Origin of the sequence: Thermosynechococcus sp. TG215, assembly GCF_031583455.1 — a bacterium.
Lineage (GTDB): Bacteria > Cyanobacteriota > Cyanobacteriia > Thermosynechococcales > Thermosynechococcaceae > Thermosynechococcus.
This window is the reverse complement of the sequence record NZ_CP134178.1, coordinates 457526-483452: the sequence shown is the minus strand read 5'-3', so window position 1 is coordinate 483452 and position 25927 is coordinate 457526. Positions and strand designations below refer to the sequence as shown.

24 protein-coding genes are annotated in these 25927 nt (G+C 54.7%); 9 read left to right on the top strand and 15 right to left on the bottom strand.

The window, feature by feature from the left end:
- Positions 1–39: 39 nt before the first annotated feature.
- The 6 genes from RHJ02_RS02220 to nuoH all read right to left on the bottom strand — a co-directional run bounded on the left by RHJ02_RS02220 (position 40) and on the right by nuoH (position 4967).
- Complete coding sequence (locus tag RHJ02_RS02220) at positions 40–1053, bottom strand: DUF3326 domain-containing protein (RefSeq protein ID WP_302678731.1); 1014 nt, start codon at positions 1051–1053, stop codon at positions 40–42.
- A gap of 1 nt (position 1054) precedes the next feature.
- Positions 1055–2224: an HhoA/HhoB/HtrA family serine endopeptidase gene (locus RHJ02_RS02215; RefSeq protein ID WP_206200884.1), complete on the bottom strand. Its 1170-nt coding sequence runs from the start codon at positions 2222–2224 to the stop codon at positions 1055–1057.
- 75 nt (positions 2225–2299) lie between these two features.
- A complete protein-coding gene (gene nuoK / locus RHJ02_RS02210) occupies positions 2300–2605 on the bottom strand; it encodes an NADH-quinone oxidoreductase subunit NuoK (RefSeq protein ID WP_011056517.1) in 306 nt (101 codons plus the stop codon).
- 9 nt (positions 2606–2614) lie between these two features.
- Complete coding sequence (locus tag RHJ02_RS02205; protein WP_206200883.1) at positions 2615–3217, bottom strand: NADH-quinone oxidoreductase subunit J; 603 nt, start codon at positions 3215–3217, stop codon at positions 2615–2617.
- Positions 3218–3228: 11 nt separating this feature from the next.
- Positions 3229–3819: an NAD(P)H-quinone oxidoreductase subunit I gene (gene ndhI, locus RHJ02_RS02200; protein WP_310743309.1), complete on the bottom strand. Its 591-nt coding sequence runs from the start codon at positions 3817–3819 to the stop codon at positions 3229–3231.
- A gap of 29 nt (positions 3820–3848) precedes the next feature.
- Positions 3849–4967: an NADH-quinone oxidoreductase subunit NuoH gene (gene nuoH, locus RHJ02_RS02195; protein WP_206200881.1), complete on the bottom strand. Its 1119-nt coding sequence runs from the start codon at positions 4965–4967 to the stop codon at positions 3849–3851.
- A 190-nt stretch (positions 4968–5157) separates the two neighbouring features.
- On the opposite strand from nuoH, the gene RHJ02_RS02190 reads away from it, so the two are divergent.
- The 4 genes from RHJ02_RS02190 (at position 5158) to RHJ02_RS02175 (ending at position 9565) form a co-directional block, all read left to right on the top strand.
- A complete protein-coding gene (locus RHJ02_RS02190) occupies positions 5158–6468 on the top strand; it encodes a dihydroorotase (protein WP_310800407.1) in 1311 nt (436 codons plus the stop codon).
- Positions 6469–6567: 99 nt separating this feature from the next.
- Positions 6568–7524: a UDP-glucuronic acid decarboxylase family protein gene (locus RHJ02_RS02185; protein ID WP_149820594.1), complete on the top strand. Its 957-nt coding sequence runs from the start codon at positions 6568–6570 to the stop codon at positions 7522–7524.
- A gap of 14 nt (positions 7525–7538) precedes the next feature.
- Positions 7539–8918, top strand: a complete 1380-nt coding sequence (locus tag RHJ02_RS02180) for a UDP-glucose/GDP-mannose dehydrogenase family protein (RefSeq protein WP_310743308.1) — start codon at positions 7539–7541, stop codon at positions 8916–8918.
- Between the two features lie 2 nt (positions 8919–8920).
- Complete coding sequence (locus RHJ02_RS02175; RefSeq protein WP_206200878.1) at positions 8921–9565, top strand: ribonuclease HII; 645 nt, start codon at positions 8921–8923, stop codon at positions 9563–9565.
- 3 nt (positions 9566–9568) lie between these two features.
- Here the strand turns inward: RHJ02_RS02175 and RHJ02_RS02170 are convergent, their stop codons facing one another.
- Positions 9569–10375: a transposase gene (locus tag RHJ02_RS02170; protein WP_302678727.1), complete on the bottom strand. Its 807-nt coding sequence runs from the start codon at positions 10373–10375 to the stop codon at positions 9569–9571.
- A gap of 362 nt (positions 10376–10737) precedes the next feature.
- Between RHJ02_RS02170 and pheT the strand changes: the two genes are divergently transcribed.
- The 3 genes from pheT to RHJ02_RS02155 are packed head-to-tail and all read left to right on the top strand — an operon-like array spanning position 10738 to position 15072.
- Positions 10738–13203, top strand: a complete 2466-nt coding sequence (pheT, locus tag RHJ02_RS02165) for a phenylalanine--tRNA ligase subunit beta (RefSeq protein ID WP_310800406.1) — start codon at positions 10738–10740, stop codon at positions 13201–13203.
- 9 nt (positions 13204–13212) lie between these two features.
- On the top strand, positions 13213–14223 hold the full coding sequence (bioB, locus tag RHJ02_RS02160; protein WP_206200876.1) for a biotin synthase BioB: 1011 nt from the start codon (positions 13213–13215) through the stop codon (positions 14221–14223).
- Positions 14224–14283: 60 nt separating this feature from the next.
- Positions 14284–15072: an E3 ubiquitin ligase family protein gene (locus RHJ02_RS02155; protein ID WP_302677196.1), complete on the top strand. Its 789-nt coding sequence runs from the start codon at positions 14284–14286 to the stop codon at positions 15070–15072.
- Here the strand turns inward: RHJ02_RS02155 and rsmA are convergent.
- Both rsmA and eno read right to left on the bottom strand, forming a co-directional pair.
- Positions 15049–15843, bottom strand: coding sequence for a 16S rRNA (adenine(1518)-N(6)/adenine(1519)-N(6))-dimethyltransferase RsmA (gene rsmA / locus RHJ02_RS02150; protein WP_315863398.1), 795 nt, complete (start codon positions 15841–15843; stop codon positions 15049–15051). The two genes, RHJ02_RS02155 and rsmA, sit on opposite strands and share 24 nt — an antisense overlap.
- A gap of 3 nt (positions 15844–15846) precedes the next feature.
- Positions 15847–17127, bottom strand: a complete 1281-nt coding sequence (gene eno, locus RHJ02_RS02145) for a phosphopyruvate hydratase (protein ID WP_206200874.1) — start codon at positions 17125–17127, stop codon at positions 15847–15849.
- 226 nt (positions 17128–17353) lie between these two features.
- Here eno and RHJ02_RS02140 point away from each other — a divergent pair, with 226 nt between their 5' ends.
- Complete coding sequence (locus RHJ02_RS02140) at positions 17354–19690, top strand: heavy metal translocating P-type ATPase (RefSeq protein ID WP_302677194.1); 2337 nt, start codon at positions 17354–17356, stop codon at positions 19688–19690.
- Here the strand turns inward: RHJ02_RS02140 and RHJ02_RS02135 are convergent.
- Complete coding sequence (locus RHJ02_RS02135) at positions 19660–20409, bottom strand: pseudouridine synthase (protein ID WP_310437955.1); 750 nt, start codon at positions 20407–20409, stop codon at positions 19660–19662. The genes RHJ02_RS02140 and RHJ02_RS02135 overlap by 31 nt on opposite strands.
- A gap of 149 nt (positions 20410–20558) precedes the next feature.
- Between RHJ02_RS02135 and RHJ02_RS02130 the strand changes: the two genes are divergently transcribed.
- A complete protein-coding gene (locus RHJ02_RS02130; protein ID WP_206200871.1) occupies positions 20559–20702 on the top strand; it encodes a hypothetical protein in 144 nt (47 codons plus the stop codon).
- A 113-nt stretch (positions 20703–20815) separates the two neighbouring features.
- On the opposite strand, the gene RHJ02_RS02125 is transcribed toward RHJ02_RS02130, so the two are convergent.
- The 5 genes from RHJ02_RS02125 to RHJ02_RS02105 form a co-directional block, all read right to left on the bottom strand.
- The gene (locus RHJ02_RS02125; RefSeq protein WP_310744746.1) at positions 20816–22585 is read right to left on the bottom strand and encodes an ABC transporter ATP-binding protein; all 1770 of its coding nucleotides are present in this window, start codon (positions 22583–22585) and stop codon (positions 20816–20818) included.
- A 27-nt stretch (positions 22586–22612) separates the two neighbouring features.
- A complete protein-coding gene (locus RHJ02_RS02120) occupies positions 22613–22966 on the bottom strand; it encodes a hypothetical protein (RefSeq protein ID WP_206200869.1) in 354 nt (117 codons plus the stop codon).
- A gap of 67 nt (positions 22967–23033) precedes the next feature.
- Entirely contained in the window at positions 23034–23417 is a 384-nt protein-coding gene (locus tag RHJ02_RS02115) for a YkgJ family cysteine cluster protein (protein ID WP_302678721.1), read from the bottom strand.
- A 5-nt stretch (positions 23418–23422) separates the two neighbouring features.
- Positions 23423–25459: a ribonuclease R gene (locus RHJ02_RS02110; protein WP_310800405.1), complete on the bottom strand. Its 2037-nt coding sequence runs from the start codon at positions 25457–25459 to the stop codon at positions 23423–23425.
- A 38-nt stretch (positions 25460–25497) separates the two neighbouring features.
- Complete coding sequence (locus tag RHJ02_RS02105) at positions 25498–25920, bottom strand: resolvase (RefSeq protein ID WP_206200866.1); 423 nt, start codon at positions 25918–25920, stop codon at positions 25498–25500.
- Between the last annotated feature and the right edge of the window lie 7 nt (positions 25921–25927).

Genomic DNA, 25927 nt, shown 5'->3' with positions numbered 1-25927 from the left:
CTGTTCCACTTGACGATGGGGATAGAAGCAAAAATTTTTTCAGGTTGCCAGTGTAACCGTTTGCCAAGACACGCCCGCCTTCATCGCACTCAACACGCCAATGGCCTCGGCATAGGACTGGCAAGGGATTGTCTCTATCCCCAAATCGACAGCTGTAACATTGAGGGTTGTGGTATTGTTAGTCACCGTTAGGATGGGGACGCCCTGTTGAGCCAAGGCCAGAATTCCCCGTCCACCAAGGGCAGTGGCGGGTACAATCACCGCATTCACCTCCTGTCGCCACAGCGCCTGCGGGGCAGTCGGGCTATAGCGGGGAGCACGACTCAACCCCACCAACACGGACGGCAAAAAGGTATAACCAATTTCTTCGGCAAGGGCACGGGGGTGCACAGTCTCCTCTAGGGGCAATGGTTGCAGGGCGGGGGCATGGGCTGCCGGAAGCTGAAAGTGCTGGACAACCAAATGACTAATCACCGCTTCTGCCCCGGCGAGGGGATCGACACCTTGGCCACTGCGATAGTGGTGCAATGCGTCTGTGCCCGGATCATCCGGAAAGCGGGTCACAATTGCGATCGCCTCTGCCTGAGCCACTTGAATCAGCTTTTCTGCCGCCCGCAATAAACTAGCGGGGTTCGCCAGAGTCCCCCAGGTTGCCCCCGAGGCAGCGGTTTGCAACTGCACGCCCAAGGGTTCATCTGTAATCACAGGTTCAGTCATCATTAGACCCAAGGTGGCAGAACAGGCCGCCGCTGCTTGACGATGGCGCAGTTGGAGATCCGCTTCAATCGCTGCATCCAGTAACAGGCCAATGCGATTTGGACGCGGTGGCAGCAATCCCCAACGGCCAACCGCAAATTCATCAAGGGCATAGCCTTCCACATACCAAACATTGGGCAGTGGCCAATAGAGCATCGCCCCATTGAGAACGTTAGGATGGGTAATCAGGCGATCGCACACCTGCGCCAAAGCACGAACAACTGGAATCGCATCACCCGCATAGCCACCAATGGCAGCCCCAATGCCCGTTGGAATGATCAGAACGGCCGTCAGCACGTCAGCGACTAGCCTGGGTAGGGAGGGGAGCCGGCTGCACGGCCACGGTCACCGTTTGACCCCTACGGCGCACTTCCAGTTCCATGGTGCGACCAATGCCTGTGCTTTCCACCATTTGCTGCACTTGATCCGCTTTGGTGATGTTTTGGCCATTGATACGACGGATCACATCGCCGGGTTGCAGACCCGCGCGGGCGGCTGGCGAGTTAGGCAGGACTTGAAAAATCAAAACCCCCGAACTTTCTTGGACGCGGACGGGACTATTGGGATTAGCGTTGAGACGTTGCTGCACCTCAGGGGTGAGATTGGCCATGCGAATACCCAAGAAGGGGTGATCGACGCGACCGTTGGCAATCAGTTGGTTGGCAATTCGTTGAGCCGTGTTGATGGGAATGGCAAATCCCAAGCCCTGGGCACCACCAATAATCGCGGTATTCATGCCAATGACTTCTCCCCGTTGATTCAACAGGGGGCCACCAGAGTTGCCAGGGTTAATGGCCGCATCGGTTTGAATGAAGCCCACCCGCTTATCGGGCACGCCAATATCACCGCTGGAACGTCCCGTCGCACTAATGATGCCCGCAGTCACCGTATTATCGAGACCCAAGGGATTGCCGATGGCGATCGCCCACTCACCGGGACGTAAATGATCAGAATTGCCAAGGCGCACCACCGGTAAATTGTTGGCATTCACCTTGACTACGGCCACATCCGTCAGACGGTCTTGACCCAAAACCTGCCCCTCAAACGTGCGGCCATCCTTGAGGGTTACTCGCACCCGGTTAGCACCATCCACCACATGGGCATTGGTGAGGATCAAGCCATCACTGCTAATGATAAAGCCAGACCCAAGACCCCGCTCCTCGCGGCTGCGGGGGGGCATCATTGGCCCAAAAAATTCCTGAAAGAAAGGGTCATTAAAGATGGCGGGCACACGGGTCTGCACCGTACGGGAAGCATCAATCCGCACCACCGCCGGGCCGACTTGCTCAACAGCACGGGCAATAAAGTTAATGTCATTTCCCGCTGGTAGCGGTGCCGGTAACTGCGCCAAGCTGGGGGTCACCAAGGGCGATGACGCTGGCATTAGGTGGGTGGCAAACATTGCAGCGGCTGCCCCCAATGCCATTAACGACAGATAAGTGACCGATTTACCAAGACGCACTGTCATAGGTGATTGCCCTTTTGCTGACACTGGTTCTTGAAAGTAGACGGCAATTGAGGCAAGCAAGTTCCGACTTCTAGTCTACCACTTCAGGAGGTTGAATTTCTCCATGTCAACAGTGTCACGGTTGCGATAGATGGCCAAAATAATGGCTAAACCCACGGCTGCTTCGGCGGCTGCTACCGTAATCACAAACACGGCAAAGACTTGCCCTTTGATTTGCTGGCCATCCAGATAGTTGGCAAACCCAATCAAGTTGAGGTTGACAGCATTCAAAAGCAACTCAATGGACATGAGCACACGCACAGCATTGCGACTGGTGACAAGGCCATAGATGCCAATACAAAACAGCAGTGCTGCCAAGATCAAAACATAGGTTAACTGCATCGTCTTCCCCTATTTTTCAGACAAGGCTACAGGTTCACGGGGACGTTCCGGCAACTCCAAGGGGGGTACCACCTCTTCCCCTAAGATGGGTTCAGGTTCCAAGACCAGTTCGCGCCGTGCAAGCACCACTGCCCCAATCAAGGCCATTAACAGCAAGACCGAGGCCAACTCAAAGGGCAGAAGAAAGTCACTAAAAAAGTGCTGGCCAATGGTTGTGATACTGTCAGTCGTGGGCGGCAGGGAACTGAGCTGCCAAGGAGTTTGCAAAATCATTTTTGTCAGCAGGGCAAAGACGCCAAGGGAGACTACTGCGGCACCCCCCTGACGCAGCCAACGCCCCGGCACTGGGGTATAGGCCTCACGCTTATTGACGAGCATGATGGCAAAGAGGATGAGAACGTTCACTGCGCCGACATAGATGAGAATTTGCGCCGCTGAGACAAAGTCAGCATTCATGAGGATATACAGCCCAGAGATGCTCAGGAACACGCCCCCCAGCAAGAAGGCAGAATAGACAACATTGTTCAGGAGCACAACGCCAAGGGCAGCAACAATCACTGCAGCGGCAAGGGCAAAGAAGGTAATCGTTTGGGTCAGGGTGGCTAAGTCCACAGCAACAACTCCTAGTTCTCAGATGATTCAGCAGTGTTGGCGATCGCCTCTGGACGCTCTCCCGCCCGTTGGGTACCCGCAGGCAAATCATGACCAGACATTACCCCCACCGGCAGGTAGGCAAACTCGCGGATCGGGGTCACCATCGGATCTTGGGTCACTTTATAGGGAATGCGTCCCATTGCCACACTGTCGTAGTTCAGCTCATGGCGATCGTAGGTGGCCAGTTCGTACTCCTCTGTTACTGAAAGGCAATTGGTGGGGCAGTATTCCACACAGTTGGCACAGAAGATGCACACACCAAAGTCAATGCTGTAGTGTTTCAGTTCTTTCTTCTTGATCTCTTTGTTGAAGACCCAATCCACCACCGGCAGGTTAATCGGGCAGACGCGCACGCACACTTCACAGGCAATGCACTTGTCAAACTCAAAGTGAATCCGTCCCCGAAACCGTTCCGAAGGAATGAGTTTTTCGTAGGGATATTGCACCGTCACCGGCCGCCGCCGCATGTGATCAAAGGTCACGGAGAGGCCTTGACCAATGTACTTAGCGGACTGCACTGCCTCTTTGGCATAGTTGGTAATCTGATGGAGGAATTTCATGGTGTCACCTCATGGAAATGGGGAGTTTCTTAACCGCCAAAGGCTACGGGAAAGGCGAGCTTCAAGCCAGCGGTCAGCAGCAAGTTCACTAGACCCACGGGTAATAGGAATTTCCAACCAAGGTCTAGGAGTTGGTCAATGCGCACACGGGGCACAGTCCAGCGCAGCAGAATCGCCAAAAAGACAAAGAAGTAGGCCTTAATCAGGGTCATCGTGATGCCCAGCACCGCAAAGGCAATCTGCAAAAAGGGATTGCTCTCACTCACCCCAAGAAGATTAGCAATGGTTTCTAGGGGAATGGGAAAGCTCCAACCCCCAAAGTAAAGAACACTGACCAAGAGTGCCGAAAGCACAAGATTAACGTAGGCACCGAGGTAAAAGAGGGCAAACTTCATGCCAGCGTACTCTGTTTGGTAACCAGCCACGAGTTCTTCCTCGGCTTCCGGCAAATCAAAGGGGAGGCGCTCACACTCTGCCAGAGCTGCAATCCAAAAGATCAAAAAGCCGATGGGCTGCCGCCAGACATTCCAAGTGAGGATGCCATACTCCGACTGCTGCTCGACAATTTCCACCGTACCCAAGCCATTGGACATCATGGCCACTGCCAACACCGCCAAGGCAAGGGGAATTTCATAGCTAATGGATTGTGCCGCTGCCCGCAGTCCCCCCAGTAGGGAGTATTTGTTGTTGGAGGCATAGCCCGACATCAGCAGGCCAATGGGCGCAATACTGGAGAGGGCAATCCAGAGAAAGACCCCCATCGCCAAGTTGGAGATCAGTAGGTTTTGGCCAAAGGGGACAATAATATAGGACAAAAAGACAGGAATCACGACCACCGCCGGCCCAAGGGTAAACAGCCAGCGATCGGTATTCGCGGGGAGAACATCTTCCTTAAAAATCAGTTTTAGGCCGTCGGCTAAGGGTGCCAAAATCCCCAATGGACCAATGTATTCCGGGCCAATACGCTGTTGCACAGCGGCAGAAATTTTCCGTTCTAGCCAAACGGCCACCAGTACGCCCACGGTGGCCACAATGAGCATCATTAACATTGGCAGGGGTAACCATAGCAACTTGGCCAGATCATGGGAGAGGCCAAGGGATTCCAATGCACGAATAAACTGCCCCTGTAAGTCAATACCAGATTCCATAGCGATTCGATCGCGCCCCACCTACAGACACGCTCTACAGTATAAGGGTTTTATTTCCGTTACGAAGATAGATCTGGGGCAAATTTTTATCACCACAAGTATTACAGATGTTTATAGTTTACACCTCGTGTCTTTGGGTCTCAGATGCCAGTAGGATCAAGGGAGAGAGCCAATTTTGCAGGAGAACAGGGTGGCGATCGCAATCCAAAATGCGGTGATTTGTACCCCAGAGGGAGAACTGCGACAACAACAGGTACGCCTTGAGGGCGATCGCATCACCGAAGTCGCAGAAACTGTCACCATCCACCCAGAGGATACGGTTATTGATGCGACTGGTCTCACTCTCCTGCCCGGTGTGATCGACCCCCAAGTCCATTTTCGTGAACCGGGCTTAGAGCACAAAGAGGATCTATTTACTGCCAGTTGTGCCTGTGCCAAGGGGGGGGTCACCAGCTTTTTGGAAATGCCCAATACTCGGCCACTGACCATTGATCAGGCCAGCCTCGACGATAAACTCGCCCGTGCTGCTGCCAAATGTGTTGTTAATTATGGCTTTTTCATTGGCGCCACTAAGGAGAATCTTGCCGTCCTCAACAGCGTCCAGCCCGTCTGTGGCATCAAGATTTTCATGGGGTCAATGCACGGCCCCCTTTTGGTGGATGAGGAGCCAATTTTAGACCGTATCTTTAGTGAGGGCAAACGCCTCATTGCTGTCCATGCCGAAGATCAAGGGCGAATCCGTGCCCGTCGCGAACAATTTGCTGGCATTAGCGATGTGGCCGTACACTCGCAAATTCAAGACGAGATTGCTGCCCTCAACGCCACCCAGTTAGCAGTGAAGCTCTCCCGTAAATACGAACGCCGCCTGCACATTCTCCATCTGTCTACAGGAATTGAAGTGGACTTTCTGCGCGAGCACAAGCTTCCTTGGATAACGGTGGAAGTTACCCCCCAGCACCTATTGCTGACCACAGAGGCCTATGCCAACATTGGCTCCCTTGCCCAAATGAACCCGCCCCTACGCACCGCAGGAGATAATGAAAAACTCTGGCAGGGACTATTGGATGGGGTGATTGACTTTATTGCCACCGATCATGCTCCCCACACCCTAGAGGAAAAGGCGCAGCCCTATCCCCAAAGCCCTTCGGGTATGCCGGGGGTGGAAACCTCTTTGCCCCTGATGTTGACCCAAGCAATGGCCGGTCGCTGTACGGTGCCCCAAGTGGTGCGTTGGATGTCCACTGCCGTTGCTGCGTCCTACGACATTCCCAATAAAGGCAAAATTGCCCCCGGTTACGATGCGGATCTGGTGCTCGTGGATTTGCAGACCTATCGCCCAGTGCGCCGCGAGGAACTGCTCACCAAGTGCGGCTGGAGTCCCTTTGAGGGCTGGTCATTGACGGGGTGGCCAGTTTACACCTTTGTCAATGGTGAGATTGTTTTTAGCCAAGGGCGGGTGAATACCGACGTGCGTGGCCGCCCCCTTCAATTTGGCGGCTAAGGGGGAGCGATCGCGAACTGGAATGAGACATTACTGGGTTCCTATGAACTCGTGCTAATCTGAGGCAAAGGAATAGCGTAACTCTATTTAGGCAACACAATGCGTATTCTGGTTACTGGCGGTGCTGGGTTTATTGGTTCCCATCTAGTTGATCGGCTGATGGAAGCGGGTCATGAGGTCATTTGCTTAGATAACTACTTCACTGGTACAAAGCGCAACATTCTGCGCTGGATGGGTCACCCCAATTTTGAACTGATCCGCCATGATGTCACCGATCCGATTCGCCTTGAGGTGGATCAAATCTATCACTTGGCTTGCCCCGCCTCGCCAGTTCACTACCAGTACAACCCCGTCAAAACGATTAAAACCAATGTCATGGGCACCCTCCACATGCTGGGGTTGGCCAAACGTGTAAAGGCACGGTTTCTCCTTGCTTCCACCTCAGAAGTCTATGGTGACCCGCTGGTGCATCCCCAATCTGAGTCCTACTGGGGGAATGTCAACCCCATTGGTATCCGCTCCTGTTACGACGAAGGCAAGCGGGTGGCAGAGACCCTCACCTTTGACTACCACCGCCAAAACAATGTGGATGTGCGGGTGGCACGGATTTTTAATACCTATGGCCCCAAAATGCAAGTCAACGATGGCCGCGTAGTCAGCAATTTTATTGTTCAAGCCTTGCAGGGCATTCCCCTCACCGTTTATGGCGACGGCTCCCAAACCCGCAGTTTTTGCTATGTCAGCGACTTAGTGGAAGGGTTAATTCGGCTGATGAATAGCGATCACATTGGCCCTGTGAATCTGGGCAACCCTGATGAATACACCGTGCTGGAGCTAGCCCAAAAAATCCAAGCCCTGATTAATCCGGGGGTGGAAATTCAGTTTAAGCCCCTGCCCAGTGATGACCCCCAGCGCCGTCGTCCTGACATTACCCTTGCTCGCACGGTGTTGGGCTGGCAACCGACCGTCCCCCTCCTAGAGGGATTACAGCGCACAATTCCTGACTTTGCCGAGCGGTTGGGCGTGCCCTATACGCCTATGATGGTGGAAGTTTAGGGAGGCCACAGGGAATGCGGGTATGTGTGATTGGCACCGGCTATGTGGGCTTGGTGACGGGAGTGTGCTTGGCACATATCGGCCATGAGGTGATTTGCATTGACAACAACATTGATAAAGTTAAGCTGCTGCAACAGGGGGAATCCCCCATTTATGAACCCGGTCTGACGGAGTTACTCCGTGGGTGCATTGCCAGTGACCACATTCGCTTCAGTAGTGATCTTGGCGCTGGGGTGGAGTTTGGTGACGTGCTCTTTATCGCCGTCGGTACACCCGCCTTACCCAATGGTGAAACCGATACCCGCTATGTGGAAGCGGTTGCCCGCGGTATTGGTGCCCATTTGCATTTGGGGTACAAAGTCATTGTCAACAAATCCACAGTGCCGATTGGCTCAGGAGACTGGGTGCGAATGATTATTCTCGATGGTGTGGTGGAGCGCGAACCGGATCTAGCGGATGCCATTAAAGGGGGGGCGACCCATCCGCCGTTGGATTTTGATGTGGTCAGCAACCCTGAATTTCTGCGGGAAGGTTCAGCGGTCTATGACACGTTTAATCCCGATCGCATTGTCTTGGGTAGTAGTAGCCGCAAAGCGATTCAAATCATGCAGGAACTCTATGCGCCGATCATTGAACGTAAGTATGCGGCTGATCCCACCTTGCCCCCCGTGCCGGTGTTGGTGACGGATCTCAGTTCGGCGGAAATGATTAAGTACGCTGCCAATGCCTTTTTAGCCACTAAAATCAGCTTTATCAACGAAATTGCCAATATTTGCGATCGCGTGGGGGCGGATGTGGTTCAAGTGGCCAAGGGGATTGGCCTAGATTCCCGCATTGGCGAGAAATTTCTGCAAGCGGGCTTGGGCTGGGGTGGTTCCTGTTTTCCCAAGGATGTTTCGGCGCTCATCCACACGGCGGAAGACTACGGCTACGATGCCCAGTTGCTCAAAGCAGCCGTTCAAGTCAACCAGCGGCAACGCTTTATTGTCATTGAAAAACTACAACAGGTGCTAAAAATCCTCAAAGGTAAAACCATTGGCCTTTTGGGGTTAACGTTTAAGCCCAACACCGATGATCTGCGGGATGCCCCTGCCCTGAATTTGATCGAGGAACTGTATCGCTTGGGTGCCAAGGTCAAGGCCTATGACCCCCTCGTGTCCCAGTCGGGTCTGCGATCGGGTCTCTCCCATGTGATTGTGGAAACGGATCTGCTGCACCTTGCCGATGGCTGTGATGCTTTGGTGCTGGTGACCGACTGGCCACAGTTCCAAGAGGTGGATTATGGGGAACTGGCCAAGGTGATGCACCAACCCGTGATCATTGATGGCCGCAACTTCTTGGATCGCAAGGGGCTAGAGTCACTCGGCTTCCGCTATGTGGGGATTGGCCATTAAGCATGGAACCGCCCAGCCTGATCTATGAGCAGGCCTACTGGCAACAGGGCTATTGTCGCGTGGTCGGTGTGGATGAGGTGGGTCGGGGTTGTTTGGCGGGGCCAGTGGTGGCAGCAGCCGTAATTTTACCAGTAGACTGTGTGCCTCTTCCAGAGGTGCGCGACTCCAAACAGTTGAGTGCCCGCCAGCGATCGCGCCTCTTTGGGCAGATTTATAACCAAGCGATCGCCATTGGCATTGGTAGTGCCAGTGTGGCGGAAATTGATCAGGTGAATATCCTGCAAGCCACCTATCGAGCCATGGCGCGTGCCCTAGCGCGGGTTGCCCCTTGGGATCATGCCCTGATTGACGGCAAATTAACAAAAACAGCGCCCTTTGAAAAGGTAACGGCCATTATCGGGGGCGATCGCCACAGCTATAGTATTGCCTGTGCCTCGATTATTGCCAAGGTACGGCGCGATCGCTTCATGGCACGCTTAGCTCGGCGTTATCCCCAGTATGGCTGGGAACGCAATGTGGGCTACGGCACCCCCCAACACCGTCAAGCCCTTGATCAGTACGGCCTGACCCCTTGGCATCGGCGATCGTTCTTGAAATCCTTGCTTCATACCGACTTACACTTGTGTAATGCCATCACAGGACATTGACGCTCATCCCGCTAACGCTAGGCGTATAGCAGGAGATTCCCCGTTCACAGAGTCTTGACTAGATGACCCGAAAGTCATCCCCGCCAGAACCTCTCCAGGGGCATTTTCAAGACGGTGCGCCCCACCGCCTATCAATCGATTCCGCAACACGAATGCAGCGGCAATATCCCTAGGCATTGAACAGCCACAGGGGCACTCATGCCAACGGATTGATAGCGTTTTGCGGACTGCTTCGCCACAGTTGGGACACTCTTGAGAGGTGCCCGCTGCTTTCTCCTTGACAACCACCTTGCCACGCTTGCAGGCCACCCAAGGCAACACCGAGTTCAGGAATGGCCCATGACCCGCATCCAGCATGTGCTTGCCCAGCGTCCCACGACTGAGGCCAATCAGATTCAAATCCTCCACCACAATCACATCAGCCCCGTCGCAAAGTTGGTGGGCAACCTTGAAGTGACAGTCCCTGCGGGTGCGGGCAATCTGTTCATGCAGCTTCGCCACCTTGCGTTGAATCTTCTTCCAGTTGGCTGACCCAATCTGTTTCCGCTTCAGTCTGCGTTGCAGCAATTGAAGCTTGCGTTGCATCTCTACGAAAAACCTAGGCCGTGCTAGTTGAAGTCCGTCCGAGGTGGAGAGAAAGTATTCTAGGCCAACATCGAGGCCAACCACCCGCTTCAAGACTTGCTGCAATGCTTGGGCGTTAACCGACGCTAAATCAGGGTTGGTCTGCTTTGCTTGGGTGAATCGTTGACACTGCACGTTGAAGCTGGGGTAGGGGGCATCCGCTGGGATGATGTACTCGCTAGGCACAGAGCAGGCATTGACTGGACATTTGCGCGAAGCAATCCAGTCTTTGCGCTCCCTCAGCGCATCATTTCAAACTTGGCGACACACGTCTAGATCGTAGTCGATCTGCTTAGCCTGCTGCTGGGTTAGTTTTAGCCTGTACTCGTACGTCAGGGTGAGCATGAGTGGACTATAGCTATTAGTCGCGCCCGATGTTCGGTGCTAGCTCAATATGTCCAGCAAGAAGCTGAGATTGAGTGACTGCTCCCTATGGTCGCCTATCACCTCACTACCACCTAACCGCTTTGCGGTATAGGCGGAGCACTGCGGCGAATTTTGGTAGGCTGAAGAAGAATGGCAAAGTATGACGTTTTGTTGAGGATTCCATGCGGGTTTCCCTTCGCTGGCTACGGGAATTAGTGGCTGTTGATCTCGATGTGATGACTTTGGCCGATCGCCTGACGATGGCGGGGTTTGAAGTCGAAGAAATTGAAGATCGGCGCACATGGGCGGAAGGGGTTGTGGTGGGTCATATTTTGGCCTGTGAACCCCATCCCAATGCCCAAAAATTACGGGTCTGCCAAGTGGATGTGGGTCAAGGGGAACCCCGCACGATTGTCTGTGGGGCACCCAATGCCGCCGCAGGCTTGTATGTACCTGTGGCACTACCGGGGGCATATCTGGCCAAAATTGATCTGAAAATTCGACCGGCAAAACTGCGGGGCGTGAAATCTGAGGGGATGATTTGCTCCCTTGCTGAGTTGGGGCTAACCAAAGCGTCTGAGGGCATTCACACATTCGCTGATGCAGTAACCGTCGGGGAAGATGTACGTCCTCTCCTCGGCTTGGATGATGTGATTTTGCACCTGACCTCAACTGCCAACCGTGCGGATGCCCTGAGTATGGTAGGCATTGCCCGTGAAGTGGCCGCACTTACTGGTGCTCCCCTGACGCTACCCGCCCCAAAGGCGATCGCCCCCAAAAAGTCTCGTGCTAAGGTGCCTGTACAGCTGGCGATCGCCGACTCCCAAGCCTGCCCTGCCTACTGTGGCACACTGATCACCAATGTCCAGATTGCCCCTTCGCCCCATTGGCTCCAGCAACGCTTAGAGGCTGCCGGTTTGCGTGCCATCAATAATGTGGTGGATATCACCAACTACATCCTGCTGAAGTGGGGTCAGCCCCTCCATGCCTTTGATTGGGATCGGTTGCAAGGGGTTGCTACCCAAACCCCAGTGAGTGTCGGCGTGCGTTTTGCCAAGGCCGGGGAAACCCTGAAAACCCTCGATGGTGAGCAGCGGGTGCTGAGTGCCGACAATCTCCTGATTACCGCCGGGGATGTGCCCGTTGCCCTTGCCGGAGTAATAGGGGGCGAAGAGACTGAAGTTTACGAGGGTACGCAGAATGTCTTCCTTGAGGCGGCACTCTTTGCCAGTCCAGTGATTCGGCGATCGGCTCGCGCCCAAGGATTACGCACGGAAGCTTCGGCTCGCTATGAACGGGGGGTGAACCCCGCAGAACTAGAGGCGGCCACCGCTGAAGCGATCGCCCTATTGACTGAAGTGGCTCAAGGGACAGTGACCTACACTACACTAGCGGATCAGCGTCCGCCCCTTGAGCGCACCCTCACCCTGCGGCTGGAACAAGTGCACCGGCTCTTGGGGGCCGTGGTTGCTGACGAAGCGGAGAGCGAGGAAGTCGCCTATTTGGACGCAGAGACCGTTGAAGAGCTACTCAGCCGCCTTGGCTTTCACCTCAGCCGTCAAGAAACCTTTGAGGACGAGTTAGTGGTGTGGTCGGTGACGGTGCCCCCTTACCGCTTCCGGGATATTGAGCGAGAGGTGGATCTGATTGAGGAGATTGCGCGGCTCTACGGTTACGACCGCTTTGAGGAAACCTTGCCCGCTCAATCGGAATTGGGAGCACTACCGCTGGAACTCACCCTACTGCGGGAGCTACGGGCGGCCTTTCGCGGGGCGGGTCTGACGGAATTGATGCACTATTCTTGGGTAAAAGGTGGTCAGCCCAACCAAGTGACCGTCGTGAATCCGCTAGTGGCGGAGTTTTCCTCGCTGCGTACGGATCTAATTACGGGTCTCGTCCAAGCCTTCCGCTACAACCAAGAACAGGGGAATCCGCCCCTCAATGGTTTTGAAATTGGCCGTGTTTTTGGTCAAGATGAAGAGGGTCTCTGGGAAAGCGATCGCCTTGGGGGCATCATCGGTGGCGATCCGTGGCAGGGGAAATGGGTACGCCGCTCACAGCAAGCCCAACCCCTCACATGGTATGAAGCCAAGGGGATTCTCGAGAGTGTCTTTCAGCGGTTTGGTTTGCATGTGGAATATCAGAGCGATCGCCAAGACGAACGCTTGCATCCGGGGCGGACGGCGGCCCTTTGTTTGAATGGAGAACGGCTCGGTATTTTTGGCCAGTTACACCCGCAGTATGCGGCGACCCTCGACCTGCCGGCGGCGGTGTATGTCTTTGAACTGGATCTGGAGGTATTCCTGAGCCGCCTTGAGGAACGCTATCGCCAGATTATCTTTCAGCCCTTTTCAACTTATCCCGCCAGCGATCGCGACCTCGCCTTTTTTGCGCCGGCGGATCTCACTGTGGCAGAACTCAGCCGCACCATTTGGAAAGCTGCAGGCGGGCGCGACTCCCTCCTTGAGAGTGTCGAGGTTTTTGATGAGTACAGTGGCACTGGTGTTCCCGAAGGGCAGCGCAGTTTGGCCTTTCGCCTCACCTACCGCGCCAGCGATCGCACCCTCACCGAGGCCGAGGTGAATGAATTACATCAGCGCATTCGCGACAGCCTTGTGGAAAAATACGCCGTGACCCTCCGTAGCTAAGAAAAAACCATGAACACAGTATTGACGACCGATTGGCAGCACCTTGCCGATTTAGCCCTTGCCGATGAATGCCTCAGCCGCGATCAAGCGCGGGCGGTGTTACAAGCCGCGGATACTGAACTCCTGAATCAACTGGCGGCCGCCTATCGGGTGCGCTACCACTACTGGGGGAATCGGGTACGGCTGCACTATCTGCTCAATGCCCAAAGTGGTCTCTGTCCAGAGGATTGCCACTACTGCTCACAATCAAAAATCTCCACGGCTGAGATTGAAAAGTATCCCCTGCTCTCGCAGGAAAAAATTCTTGCTGCGGCCGATCGCGCTGCCCAACTCAAGGCTGGTACCTTTTGCATGGTCATTTCCGGGCGATCGCCCAATGAGAAGGTCTTTGAGCAGGTACTTGCTGCTATTCGGGCAGTTAAGGAGCGCTATCCCCTGAAAATCTGTGCCTGCTTGGGCTTACTCACCGCTGAGCAAACGGCACGGCTAGCGGCAGCAGGCGTCGATCGCGTCAATCACAACCTAAATACCTCGGAAAACTTCCACGGCGAAATTTGCACCACTCACACCTTTAGCGATCGCGACCAGACCTTGGCCAATATCCAAGCCGCTGGAATTACAACTTGCTCTGGCGGCATTTTGGGTATGGGGGAATCCGATGACGATGTCATTGATCTTGCCCTTTCCCTGCGGCAGCGTCAGGTGACCAGTGTACCAGTGAATTTTCTGATTCCCATTCCGGGGACACCCCTTGGGACACAGCACAACCTCAATCCGCGCCACTGTTTACGCATCTTGGTGCTGTTTCGCCTATTATTGCCGCGTCAGGAGATTCGCATTGCCGGTGGCCGTGAAGTACACCTGCGATCGCTGCAACCCCTTGGCCTCTATGCTGCCAACTCCATTTTTGTCGGCGATTATCTAACGACCCCCGGCCAAGCCCCCCACCAAGACTGGCAAATGATTGCCGATGCTGGCTTTGTCCTTGAAGACCCCGAAGGGCGGGCGATCGCCCCATAACATAATGGGCTACCCATCGCTAAACTAGGGATTGGCGGCGCTACTGTTGCGGAGTCTCCGATGGGCATTTTTGGTGGCCTTTTGCTAATTGCGGCGATTGCCCTCTTTTTTGTACAGCGCCACTATCGCCTGAAGCTGCGTAGTCTTAAGCTAGCCACGCCATCCACCACGGCGGATCTCCATCAGCTCCAACAGCAGGTGGCGCAGGAAATTGGCGGTGGCAACCTACGGGAATATGTGAAGGTCTCTGGTCAGATTGTTGTCGATCAGCCCCTGATCTCGGAGTTAAAGCAGGTGCCCTGCGTCCATTACCGCATGTGTGTCAGCCGCGAGTATGAAGAACAGGTGCGCGAAACCGATAGCGAAGGCCGCACCCGCTGGCGCACTGAACGCCGCTCCGACACGATTAGCAGCAATAGCCAAACCATTCCCTTCCGCGTGCGCGATCGCTACGGCGAGATTGAAGTGGATCCGCGGGGGGCTGATATGGAAACAGTCCAAGTCCTCGATGAATTTCGACCCGCCAATAACACTGCCCGCTTTGGCTTTGGCAGCTTCCAAGTAAACGTGGGCAGCCTCACCTTTGGCAGTGGCAATACCATTGGTTATCGCTATCAGGAATGGATCACGCCAGTGGATCGGCAGGTGTTGGTCGTGGGCACCGCCAGTGATCAAACGGGCACGCTACGCATTGAACGTCCCACCGTCAAGGGACAAAAGTTCTTTGTCTCCCTGAAATCAGAAGACAGCCTGAGTCAAGACACCAGTAATGCCGTGCTCTATTCAACCATTGGCGCTGCCGCCTGTGGTGGGTTGGGGATTTTGTTAATCTTGGTGGGGCTGCTGTAGGAGTTCACTGAGGGCTAGCCAGTCTTCCAAGCTAAGGGCTTCGGCGCGGCTATTGACATCTCGCCCCAACTGAAGCAGCGCTTGGCGCACTTGATCGGGTTCGACAAGGGACTTGAGGGCATTGGCCAGCATCTTACGGCGAGTGGCAAACCCCTGTTTCAGCAACGTTTCTAACCATTGGGGCGATCGCACCCTTGGCAGTGTCGCGTGGGGTCGCAGACAGATCACCACAGAATCCACCTTAGGCGGCGGCTGAAAGGCGCGGGGGGGCACTGCACAGACCGGCTCACAGGTGGCCAGAAATTGCATCCGTACGGAGAGGGCACCGTAGGCCTTGCTACCGGGGGTGGCCATCAGGCGATCGCCAATTTCTTTTTGCACCAGTAGAATCAACCGCTCAAAGGCCGGGCGACGCGGTCGGGCAATACTGCCAAGCAGATGCCCCAGTAACGGCCCTGTGATGTTGTAGGGGATATTGGCCACCACTTTGTGGCAGTTCAAGGGGGCTAAATCAACCTTGAGAATATCCCCCTCAATCAACTGAAATCGATCCCCGCTGAACCGCTGCCGCAACTTACTGCACAGATTCCGATCCAGTTCAACGGCCACCACCTCAGCACCACTGGCTAGAAGAGGGCGAGTGAGGGCACCCCAACCGGGACCAATTTCTAGGATGCGATCGCCCGCGTGCAGTTCAGCCGCTGCAATGATCTGAGCTAAAACCGATTCACTACGCAGCCAATGCTGGCCAAACCGTTTGCGGGCACGAATCACCTAGCGCGGCCCCAAGCCCACCGTGGGCGCATAGACTGCCTGATCCCCTAGTTCCGCTTCAATGCGTAACAGGCGATTGTACTTGGCAACCCGTTCACTGCGGCAGAGGGAACCGGTTTTAATTTGACCCGCACGGGTAGCTACAGCCAAATCCGCAATCGTGGTATCTTCGGTTTCGCCAGAGCGGTGGCTAATCACCGAGCGGTAGCCCTTGCGAGTCGCCAGATCAATGGTTTGCAGCGTTTCTGTCAAGGAACCAATCTGATTGAGTTTAATCAAGATGGCATTGGCCACGCCATTGTCAATCCCCCGTTGTAAGCGTTTGGGATTGGTGACAAACAAGTCATCCCCCACGAGTTGAATACGACTGCCAAGGGTTTCGGTCAAGAGTGCCCAGTGATCCCAGTCCTCCTCCTGCAAGCCGTCCTCAATCGAGACAATGGGATAGTTGCTCACCAATTCTTCATAGTAGCGAATTAACTCAGAGCCAGTGCGGCTGGCATTATCAAAAACATATTTGCCGTCTTCATAAAATTCATTGGCGGCGACATCGAGGGCAAGGGCAACGTCAGTGCCGGGGGTGTAACCTGCGGTTTCAATCGCCTGAAGTAAAATATCCAAGGCCGCTTGGTTGGAGTCGAGGTTAGGCGCAAAGCCCCCTTCATCCCCCACCCCGGTCAGTAACCCCTTATCAGCTAGCACTTTACTCAGAGCGGCAAAAACCTCTGCCCCCCAGCGCAGTCCCTCCCGAAAACTAGGGGCACCAATGGGCATGATCATGAATTCCTGAAAGTCAATGTTGTTGGCGGCATGGGCACCCCCGTTGATCACATTCATCATCGGCACGGGGAGGACATTGGCCAGAGGCCCCCCCAAATAGCGGTAGAGGGGTTGACCGAGATATTCTGCGGCTGCTTTGGCCGTGGCAAGGGAAACCGCAAGAATGGCATTGGCGCCAAGGTTGGATTTGTTCTCACTGCCATCCAGTTCCAAGAGGCACTGGTCAATCACTGTCTGATCAAGGGCGTTGAGATCCACAAGGGCACTGAGAATCGTGGTTTCAATGTTTTCCACCGCTGTGAGGACACCTTTGCCACCATAGCGCTTGGGATCGCCGTCCCGCAGTTCATGGGCTTCAAAACTCCCCGTTGAGGCACCACTAGGAACCTGCGCCAGTCCAACAATGCCACAATCCAGTTCAACTTCTGCTTCTACCGTGGGGCGCCCCCGCGAGTCGAGAATTTCGCGGGCACGAATCGTTGCGATCGCCGTATCCATCATCTGCTTGTTCCTCAATATGCAGCTAGATTGTACGATAGATGCCCGATAAAACTGAAATGGCTTAAGGATGACCTAAGCTATAAAGTGTCCTGTATTGCATTGCCTTTCTTGTCTGAGACTGGTTTAATTTGACTCAATTTTGGTGTCTATCATCCACAATTGGGGGAAAACGATTACTAAGACTTTTAGCCAGCTTCACTTGCCCGACCATTCGTAGGAATCCATTATGACCACTATTGCCCGAAGTCGTTCCCCGCAGTCTGAAGTACTCACCCACCCTATCACCACAGAGACCGTTCACTATCAAGTTGTGCATTGGATTAGGGGTCGCTTTCGGATTCGCATTCCTCGACTGGGCTTTGATGCTGAATATGGGGCACGGCTGCTCTACATTGTGGGCAGTTTACCCGCGGTGACAACGGCACGCATTAACCCCCCTGCCCGCTCCCTTGTGGTGGAATATAATCCCAAGCTCTTTGGGGAAGCCCTAGCAACGATTCAAGGGCAAATTTTTGAGTCGATTCAAGTGGCGGCCAATCCAGATCTTCCCGCCCTAAGTACTGAGAAGGCCACCCCTGCGGCGGAAGCTCACGAAATTAACTATTGGGAACGCTTGGGCTTACCGGCTCTGGGCTTGGGGTTGAGTGTGGCCTCCCTGATGGGGGTACCGATTCCCGGCTATGTGATTGCCAGTGTGGTGATTGCCGGGGCAATGCCGGTGTTTCGGCGAGCATGGGAAGCGATTCAAGAGGAGAAACAGTTAACGATTGACTTCCTCGATGGCTTGGCCATTTCCCTCCACACCATGCAAGGGCACTATTTTGCCCCCTCCTTTATGCTGGGTCTGATTGAGGGGGGGGAAGTGATCCGCGACCTCACGGCACGGGGATCGGAGCGCGCCAACCTTGATTTGCTGGATTGCCTCGGCAAAACCGCCTTTGTGGAACGGGACGGGGTTGAGGTTGAAGTTGAAGTGAAAGACCTTGTCGAGGGCGATCGCGTGGTCGTCTATCCGGGGGATCAAATTCCCGTTGACGGCATCATCCTGCGGGGTACAGGTCTCATTGATCAGTGCAAACTCACGGGCGAGTCGGTGCCGGTAACGCGCAGCGAGGGAATGGAGGTTTTTGCGTCAACGCTGCTGGTCGAGGGGCAACTGGTGATCTTAGCGGAGCGAGTAGGCAACAATACCCGTGCAGGTGTGATTGTGAACTTAATGCAGTCGGCACCGGTGCATGACACGCGCATTGAAAACTATGCTGCCATGGTGGCCAACCAAGCCGTCATTCCAACCTTGGCCATTGGCACAGGTGTTGGCTTACTCTCAGGGGATCTCAATCGGGCGATCGCCCTGCTGACCCTTGACCTCGGTACAGGGATTCGGGTCTCGGTGCCTACCACGATTTTGTCGGCGCTCACCTATGCGGCTCAACATGGTGTTCTCATTCGCAGTGGTCGGGCGATTGAAAAACTGGCGCAAATTGACACGATTGTCTTTGATAAAACGGGCACCCTGACCCAAGGTCATGCTGGCGTGACGGATATTAAAGTCATGGATCCGCGCTTCAGTGCTGATGACATTCTCAGTATGGCCGCTAGTGCCGAGCAGGGACTCACCCACCCTGTGGCTGAAGCCATTGTCCGCCATGCTCGCGAAACCCATCAGCCCCTCTTTGACTGTGAAGACTGGGAATACCGCGTTGGCCTCGGTGTGGCCACAAAAGTGCGGGGTGTGGATCTGCGGGTGGGCAGCCGCCGCATGATGGAGCAGGAAAACATTTGCCTGATTGATCTCAATGAACGTTTCCCCGATCTCGATTCTGGGCGGGCGTCAATTGTCTATGTGGCCGGGGATGGGCGTTTGATTGGGGTGATTCTCTACAGTGACCCAATCCGCAATGAAAGTCCTGAAGTCATCCGTGAACTCAAGGGGGCAGGCATTACTCCCCATATGCTGACGGGTGACATTGGCCGCGTTGCCCGTGCGGTGGCCAAAGACTTAGGCATTGCCCCTGAGCATATCTACGCCGAAGCCTTCCCGGAAAAGAAAGTGGAGGTGGTGCGTGCCCTCCATGACAGCGGTAAAGTCGTGGCTTTCTGTGGCGATGGTATCAATGACTCTGCCGCTCTTGCCTATGCCGATGTCTCTATTTCCTTTGCCGGGGCAACCGATATTGCCCGTGAAACCGCCGATGTGGTGCTCATGGAGGATGACTTGCGGGGATTGACCCTTGCGATTCGGATTGCCAAGCAGGCGATGGAAATTGTCTGGCAAAATACAGCGATCGTGGCCATTCCTAATATTGGTGCGCTGCTGTCGGGGGTCTTCTTTGCCCTTGACCCGATTTTGGCGGTGGTTATTAACAACGGCACAGCCATCTTAGCGGAGTTGAATGGATTGCGCCCCTTGGCGGGTCCCGGTGGCTCGTTGCCCTTACCGCCCGTCAAAGACACACAGGAATTTCTTGCCGAATGGGAAGCCACCCATCCCGATCATCCGGTGCAGCATATTCCACCCAAAATGACTGGCTCTCAGGCTGAGCCTTCGCGGTTGGCTGGATAAGCAAGGGCGGCCAATTCACGGCGGCTGAGGGGGCGAACGGCTCTGGGGCGAAGATTGCCGAGGTGAACTGGGCCGATCGCGATCCGTTGCAAGGCAACAACAGGATAACCCAGCTGATCGGCCACACGGCGAATCTGGCGGTTGCGACCTTCGTGCAGGATGATTTCCAAGAGGGAGCGATCGCCCTCGGTGCGCAGGAGCTTAACGGCTGCGGGTAGTGTCATCACCCCGTCCAAGGGAACGCCCTCTCGCCAGTGTTGCAAGACCCCTTCCGTAGGCTGTCCCTGCACCCAAACGCGGTAGGTTTTGGGGATGTGATGGCGGGGATGACTGAGATAGTAGGTAAACGCCCCATCATTGGTGAGCAGCAGGGCACCGCTAGAGTCGGCATCTAAGCGACCCACAGGATGAAGACCGGCCACACCCTGATACCTAGGCGGCAAAAGATCCAAAACGGTGGTGCGCCCTTGGGGATCGTGACAGGTACAGAGAACCCCCTTGGGCTTATGGAGCAGCAGGTAGAGCCGTTGGGGTGGGCGGGGTGGGTTCAGGGGTTGTCCTTTGTATTCAATGCGATCGCGCGTGGGATCCACTTTGTCCCCCAATTTTGCCCGCTGACCATTCACGAAGACCTGACCACTGCGGATGAGTATTTCTGCATGGCGTCGCGAGGCCACTCCCCAATGGGCAAGGACTTTTTGTAATCGCTCAGTTGTCATAGGGGGTATAGTTGCTTTCTAGGATGTGGTGGCACTTTTGAGGGAAATCTCTATAGACCAATCGTTGCCACAGAGTTGCCAATCCCCGAGCAGAATTGGTAGAAAAGAACTGTCCAATCCTTGCCTAATTATCTGCCGTGAGGAGTTCTATGAAATTTCTTTACAAACTCGCCGCCTTAGGGTTAATTTTAGTGGGCTTTTCGACAACGCTGGTTGCCTGTGGTGGTGGCGGCGGTGGTACCGATAACCAAACGCCAACCGAGTCCCCCAGTCCGCAAACACCAGGGCAGTAGTTCCTTTTAGCTTTTAGCGATATTGTCTATTCTTAATGATACTGAAGCTAGGGGTAGCCGTCAGGGTTGCCCCCTTCTAATGGGAAATTGGCATTCTCCAGCAGGCGATCCAGTTATCCAAGGGAGCTTTCTAACTGATACTGCTGCCAAAGGGATTGATATAACCCCCCTGCTGCCACCAGTTGATCATGGGTACCCTGTTGAACAATGCGCCCTTGATCCATGACCAGAATGCGATCGCAGGTGGCCGCTGCTGACAATTGATGGGAAATAAAGAGCACCGTGCGTGTGTGCTGTTGCTGCCGCAGCGCTTGTAAAATTTGGCTAGCCGTTTGGTTATCAACGCTGGCGAGGGCATCATCGAGGACTAAAATCGGCGCATCCACCAGTAGGGCACGGGCTAAGGCGGTTCGTTGACGCTGTCCCCCAGAGAGGGTAATGCCCCGCTCGCCCACAAGGGTGTCGTACTGCTTAGGAAAGTTGAGGATCTCATTGTGAATTTGGGCTTGGCTGGCGGCGGCAATCACCTTTAGCTCCGTGGCATCGGGTTCGCCGTAGCGAATGTTGTTTTTGATTGTGGTGCTAAAGAGAAAGCTTTCTTGGGGCACGTAGGCGATCGCCCCCCGCAGATCAGCAAGGCGCAGCTGCGTAATGTCAATGCCATCCAGAAAAATCTGATTCGGGGCAATCTCCAAGAGTCGAGGCAGGGCACTGGCCAGTGTGGATTTGCCACAGCCAATGGGGCCGACGATCGCCACCATTTCCCCCGCTTGAATTTCAAAACTAAGTTGATTGAGGGCAGGGGTGCGGCGATTGGGGTATGTAAAAGTTAGATTCTGACAACGCAGGTGTCCCTGAACGCGATCGCGGGGTAAGGCAACAGCATCTGGGGCATCCGTAATGCGGGGTTCCACGCTCAAGATGGCTTCAATCCGGTCAATGCTCACTTCCCCCCGTTGGTAGGTGGTAATCGTAAATCCCAAGAGTGCCGTCGGGAAAATCAGCCGCTCAATGTACAGCAGCAGGGCAATAAAATCCCCCACCTGAATCGTATTGGCAGCAATCATGCGGCTGCCAAACCACAGCAAAATCAGCAAACTAAAGCTGACCATCCCCCCCAAGAGGGGAAAGAGAATGTTGCGGGTTTTGGCCAGTACCAAGTTATTGCGGAGTAAGTCTTGATTTAACTGGTCAAATTGGCGTTGTTCATTGGCTTCTTGGCCATAGATTTTAATTAGGGCAATGCCACTCATGTCCTCTTGAATGAGATCGCTGAGTTCCGCGAGGCTTTGTTGCACATCGAGCTGCTCTGCCCGCAGGCGATCGCTAAAGGTTTGGACAATAAAAAGAACCGCTGGATAAACGGCGATCGCCCCCAAGCTCAACCCCGGATGAATTGCCAGCATCACGGGCAGGGTCATACCGTAGGCAAACACGGTGTTCGCCGCACTCAAAAGGGCAAAACCCACCAGACGGCGAATATTATCCACATCACTGGTGGCACGGCTAATGAGATCCCCGGGGGTATTCTCCGCAAAGTAACTGGGTTCTAAACGCAGCAGATGCTCAAAGAGCCGTTGCTTGAGGTCAAATTCCACTAATCGCCCAGCACCAAAGATCCAGAGGCGCGAGGCCATGCGAATGAGCCACATCAGGGAGGCTAAGCCAATCAGCAGCAGGGCATAGAACACCACCCGCTGAAAGTCAAACTTGGCCTGCAATTCATCAACCGCAGTACCAATGAGCAGCGGCAAATAGGTGCCCAAAAGGTTGACGATAAAAAGCGCAACAATCCCCCCCCAAATTTTTGTTTGGTGAGGACGCAAATAGGCCAAGAGGCGACGAAAACGGCCAGAGCGGCCAGCCTTAGGAAGAGTAACCATATCCTCAACCTAACAGATGTTGTCCCCCTAGGGGGGAGCGCTTTCGAGAAACTGGTTGAGGTCTTCCACGAGACGATTTAGCTCTGCCTCTGTCGTCAGGCGCATGCGATCATCTCGCACGGTCAATAGAACCTTGGCGGCATAGGGATTGGGCCAGATATTGGGATTACAAAACACTTCGAGGAAGACCTCGCCCACGTGCTGATATTCCATGGCCGCTTGGGGAGACAGGGGAGTACCGCTGGCTTTGGCATGGGCGATCGCCCGCATGCGTTCCATTAAAGTCTGAATCTCTTGCCGTAGGGCCTCTGCGGCTGTCCGAGAGAAGCGAAAACTCACCGAGCCTTCGACCAAGTTCACCCGCATCCGATAGTCATCCATAGGCTCTGGCTGCACACAACTGTTGTCATTTGCTGTCATTATAGGTGTCCGTTCACAAAGGACAGCCCTAGGGAGCCTCCTCCCCCTGCGGGGGATCTACGCCCTGACCCACCAGATATTCATAGCGCAGCAGTTCAAAACTCCGCTCACCGTAGCGATCGTGAATGTGTTCGCAGCAGCACTGAATGGCAAACTCGTCTAGCTCCTCAGGCGTAATCCCATACAAATCCTCAAAGACTTCTGGCGTGACGCGGCAAAAGCGGGGGCGATTCTCGTAGATACGACAGCGGCGGCTGAGGGGGTCAAAGTGAATACACCAGCCATCGGCACCAATGAGGGATTGGTAGAGGGCAAATTCCTCTGCATTGAGAATGGTGGGCACTTCTGAGCGATCGCGCAACTCAAGGTAACAACAGGCGCCACACCCCTGCATGCATTGCCATTTTCTCATCGGGATCATGTTGAAGATAAAGCGACCGTTTCTGTTGAGGTCAGTGCATCTGGGGGCACTTCCTCCAGCCAAATTTGATCGCCTCGCGGATCAACCCGACTCACCCGCACCAGTACCGATTCTCCCAACTTTGCCTGCCGTTGAAAGCGCATGGCCAGTTCTAGCCCCAAATCCTCCAGCAGTACTAGCCCCAGTCCCTCTTCCGGACGCAACCAACGCAGCACAATGCCCCGCCACACCTCTTCGCGATGCCGCCGCAAGTACTCTAGGCACCAATAACGATTGGTCTGCCGCTCCACCAAAGCGGACTCCTGAACCGAAGACATCAGTCCCAATAAAATTTCATTGAGTTGTTCTGGTGTCAGGGGCGGCCTTTCTCCCCGCAGGTGGGCTTTAATCTGACGGTGTGCCAGCAGATCCGTGTAGCGACGAATCGGGGAGGTCACTTGGCAGTAGGCATCAAGACCCAGACTGGCGTGGGGATTGGGTTGGGTACTCATTTCACTGCGGGGCATACAGCGACGAATGGCACAGTCCCGCACCATTCCAGCGGGCAGTTGCAACAATTCCTCCTCTGGGGGCAGTTCTGGCGGTGATTGACTGCGAAAGGGCAGAGGGATGCCCTCACGGGCGCCAAAATGGGCGGCTACTTCACCGGCAAGAATCATCATTTCTGCCACCAGTTGGCGGGCGGGGGAGTCATGGAGGGGCGAGATTTCCACCTCTTCACCAGCCACTTTAATGTTGGGTTCAGGGATATTAATGCGAATCGCTCCCCGTTGTTGTCGCCACTCACTACGCCGCTGTCCCCATTGGGCGATCGCCAGCAGATCCGCTTCCCCAGTCACCCCCTGCTCCAAAATCATGTCCACATCGTCATAGCTCAGGCGATAGGTGGGGCGAATCCAACTGGGGCAAATTTCGTACTCCAGCACTTCGCCGTTGTCGGCTAAAAGAATGCCAAAACTCAGCGCACAACAGGTTTGTCCCGCGACCAAACTCATCGGTCCTGTGGCCAACTCCGTGGGAAACATGGGAATCATCCCCGTTGGTAGATAGACTGTTGTGGCGCGGCGGCGAGCCTCCTGATCCAAGACATCATCCACCATCACCCAGCGGGTGGGATCGGCAATGTGAATCCACAGCTTTTGGCGATCGCCCACGACTTCGAGGCTGAGGCCATCGTCAATTTCTTGGGTGCTTTCGTCGTCGATGGTATAGACCTTGAGATGGGTGAGATCGCGGCGCAGGGGAGCGTCAATATCTGTAGGGGGTGAGGTGAGGCGTTCATGGGCCACAGCAAGTACCTTGGCAGAGAATTCAACGTCAATTTGACTCCGGCGCAGGAACAGATTTTCGTGCTCTGACCAGAGGCCGAGATCCACCAACAGTTGGAAAGCGCCCAAGGGTTGGGTGGGACGCTGCAATTCACTGAGCAGATCAATCGCCGCTTGGTGTTGGGGACTGGGTTCAATGGCTATAGCATAACGTTCTAACTGCTCAAGGCGTTTGCGATCGCTGGCAGACCACGCCACAGTTTCCCCCTTCAGGGCTTGGGTCAAATGTTCACGGAAGCTAACTTCCTCCGCTAAGCGTTGGGCTTCCCGCTCGCTTTGATGTTTGAGTTCTGCCACTTGGGTAGCCGGTCGAGCCTCATAGGTTTCCCCCTTGAGCTTGAAGTAGAAACGATCCTCGCTAAGGAGATAGTAGGCCGCATAGCAGGCCACCGCCGATCGCTCCGAAAACAGCAGCTCCGCTAGATCCGCTGGCGTAATGGCGCGGTTTTCCTCGCGGATAATTTCCCAAGCCACTTCTAGACTGTCGGCATCCAAGAGCGGCTGCACCTGCTGCCAAAATGTGGGAATCTCTTGGGGATGAAACCGCTCCTCGGGCACCGTAAAGGTCAGTTGGCGCGGATGAATGGTGTGGGCTTGTAAATGCTGATCAATGGCAATCCAATGCTTTTTACCTTCGGGGCGATCGATCACCGCCAAGCGACGCTGGTTATTGACCCGAAATTCAATGAGGGTGCCTTTCTCCACGGCTGCCGTGCTGTACCATAACCTGACAATTATAAAGTTTATTGCCTCTGACTGAGCAGCAGGGGATAACCACAGTAGCGTTCTAACAGCACAATGGCGACAATATCATCAATGGGTCGGGGGGGCAGGCGCAACCCCTTGGGAATCAGCCGCTGCCAACCCTGGGGCGGAAAGAGTTGCCAATAGCGATCGCGGGCATCTAGGGTACTATTGCGCTCATCCACTGGAATAATTTCTACAGCCAAAGCCGCTTGCAATTGTTGCTGCCACTGGCGGGAGGTGGTTTGATTGCCCATAATCACCTGTTCAAATGGGTAGGCTTGATGCCACTCTTGGACACGGGCGATCGCGCGATCGCTGGCCACCACTTCATAGCGCACCACTTCTTGACCAAGGGCAAGGGCTAACCCACACTTGTCCCGCCCTGGATCAAACCCCAATAAATACTTAGTGCGACCCATTTACGTC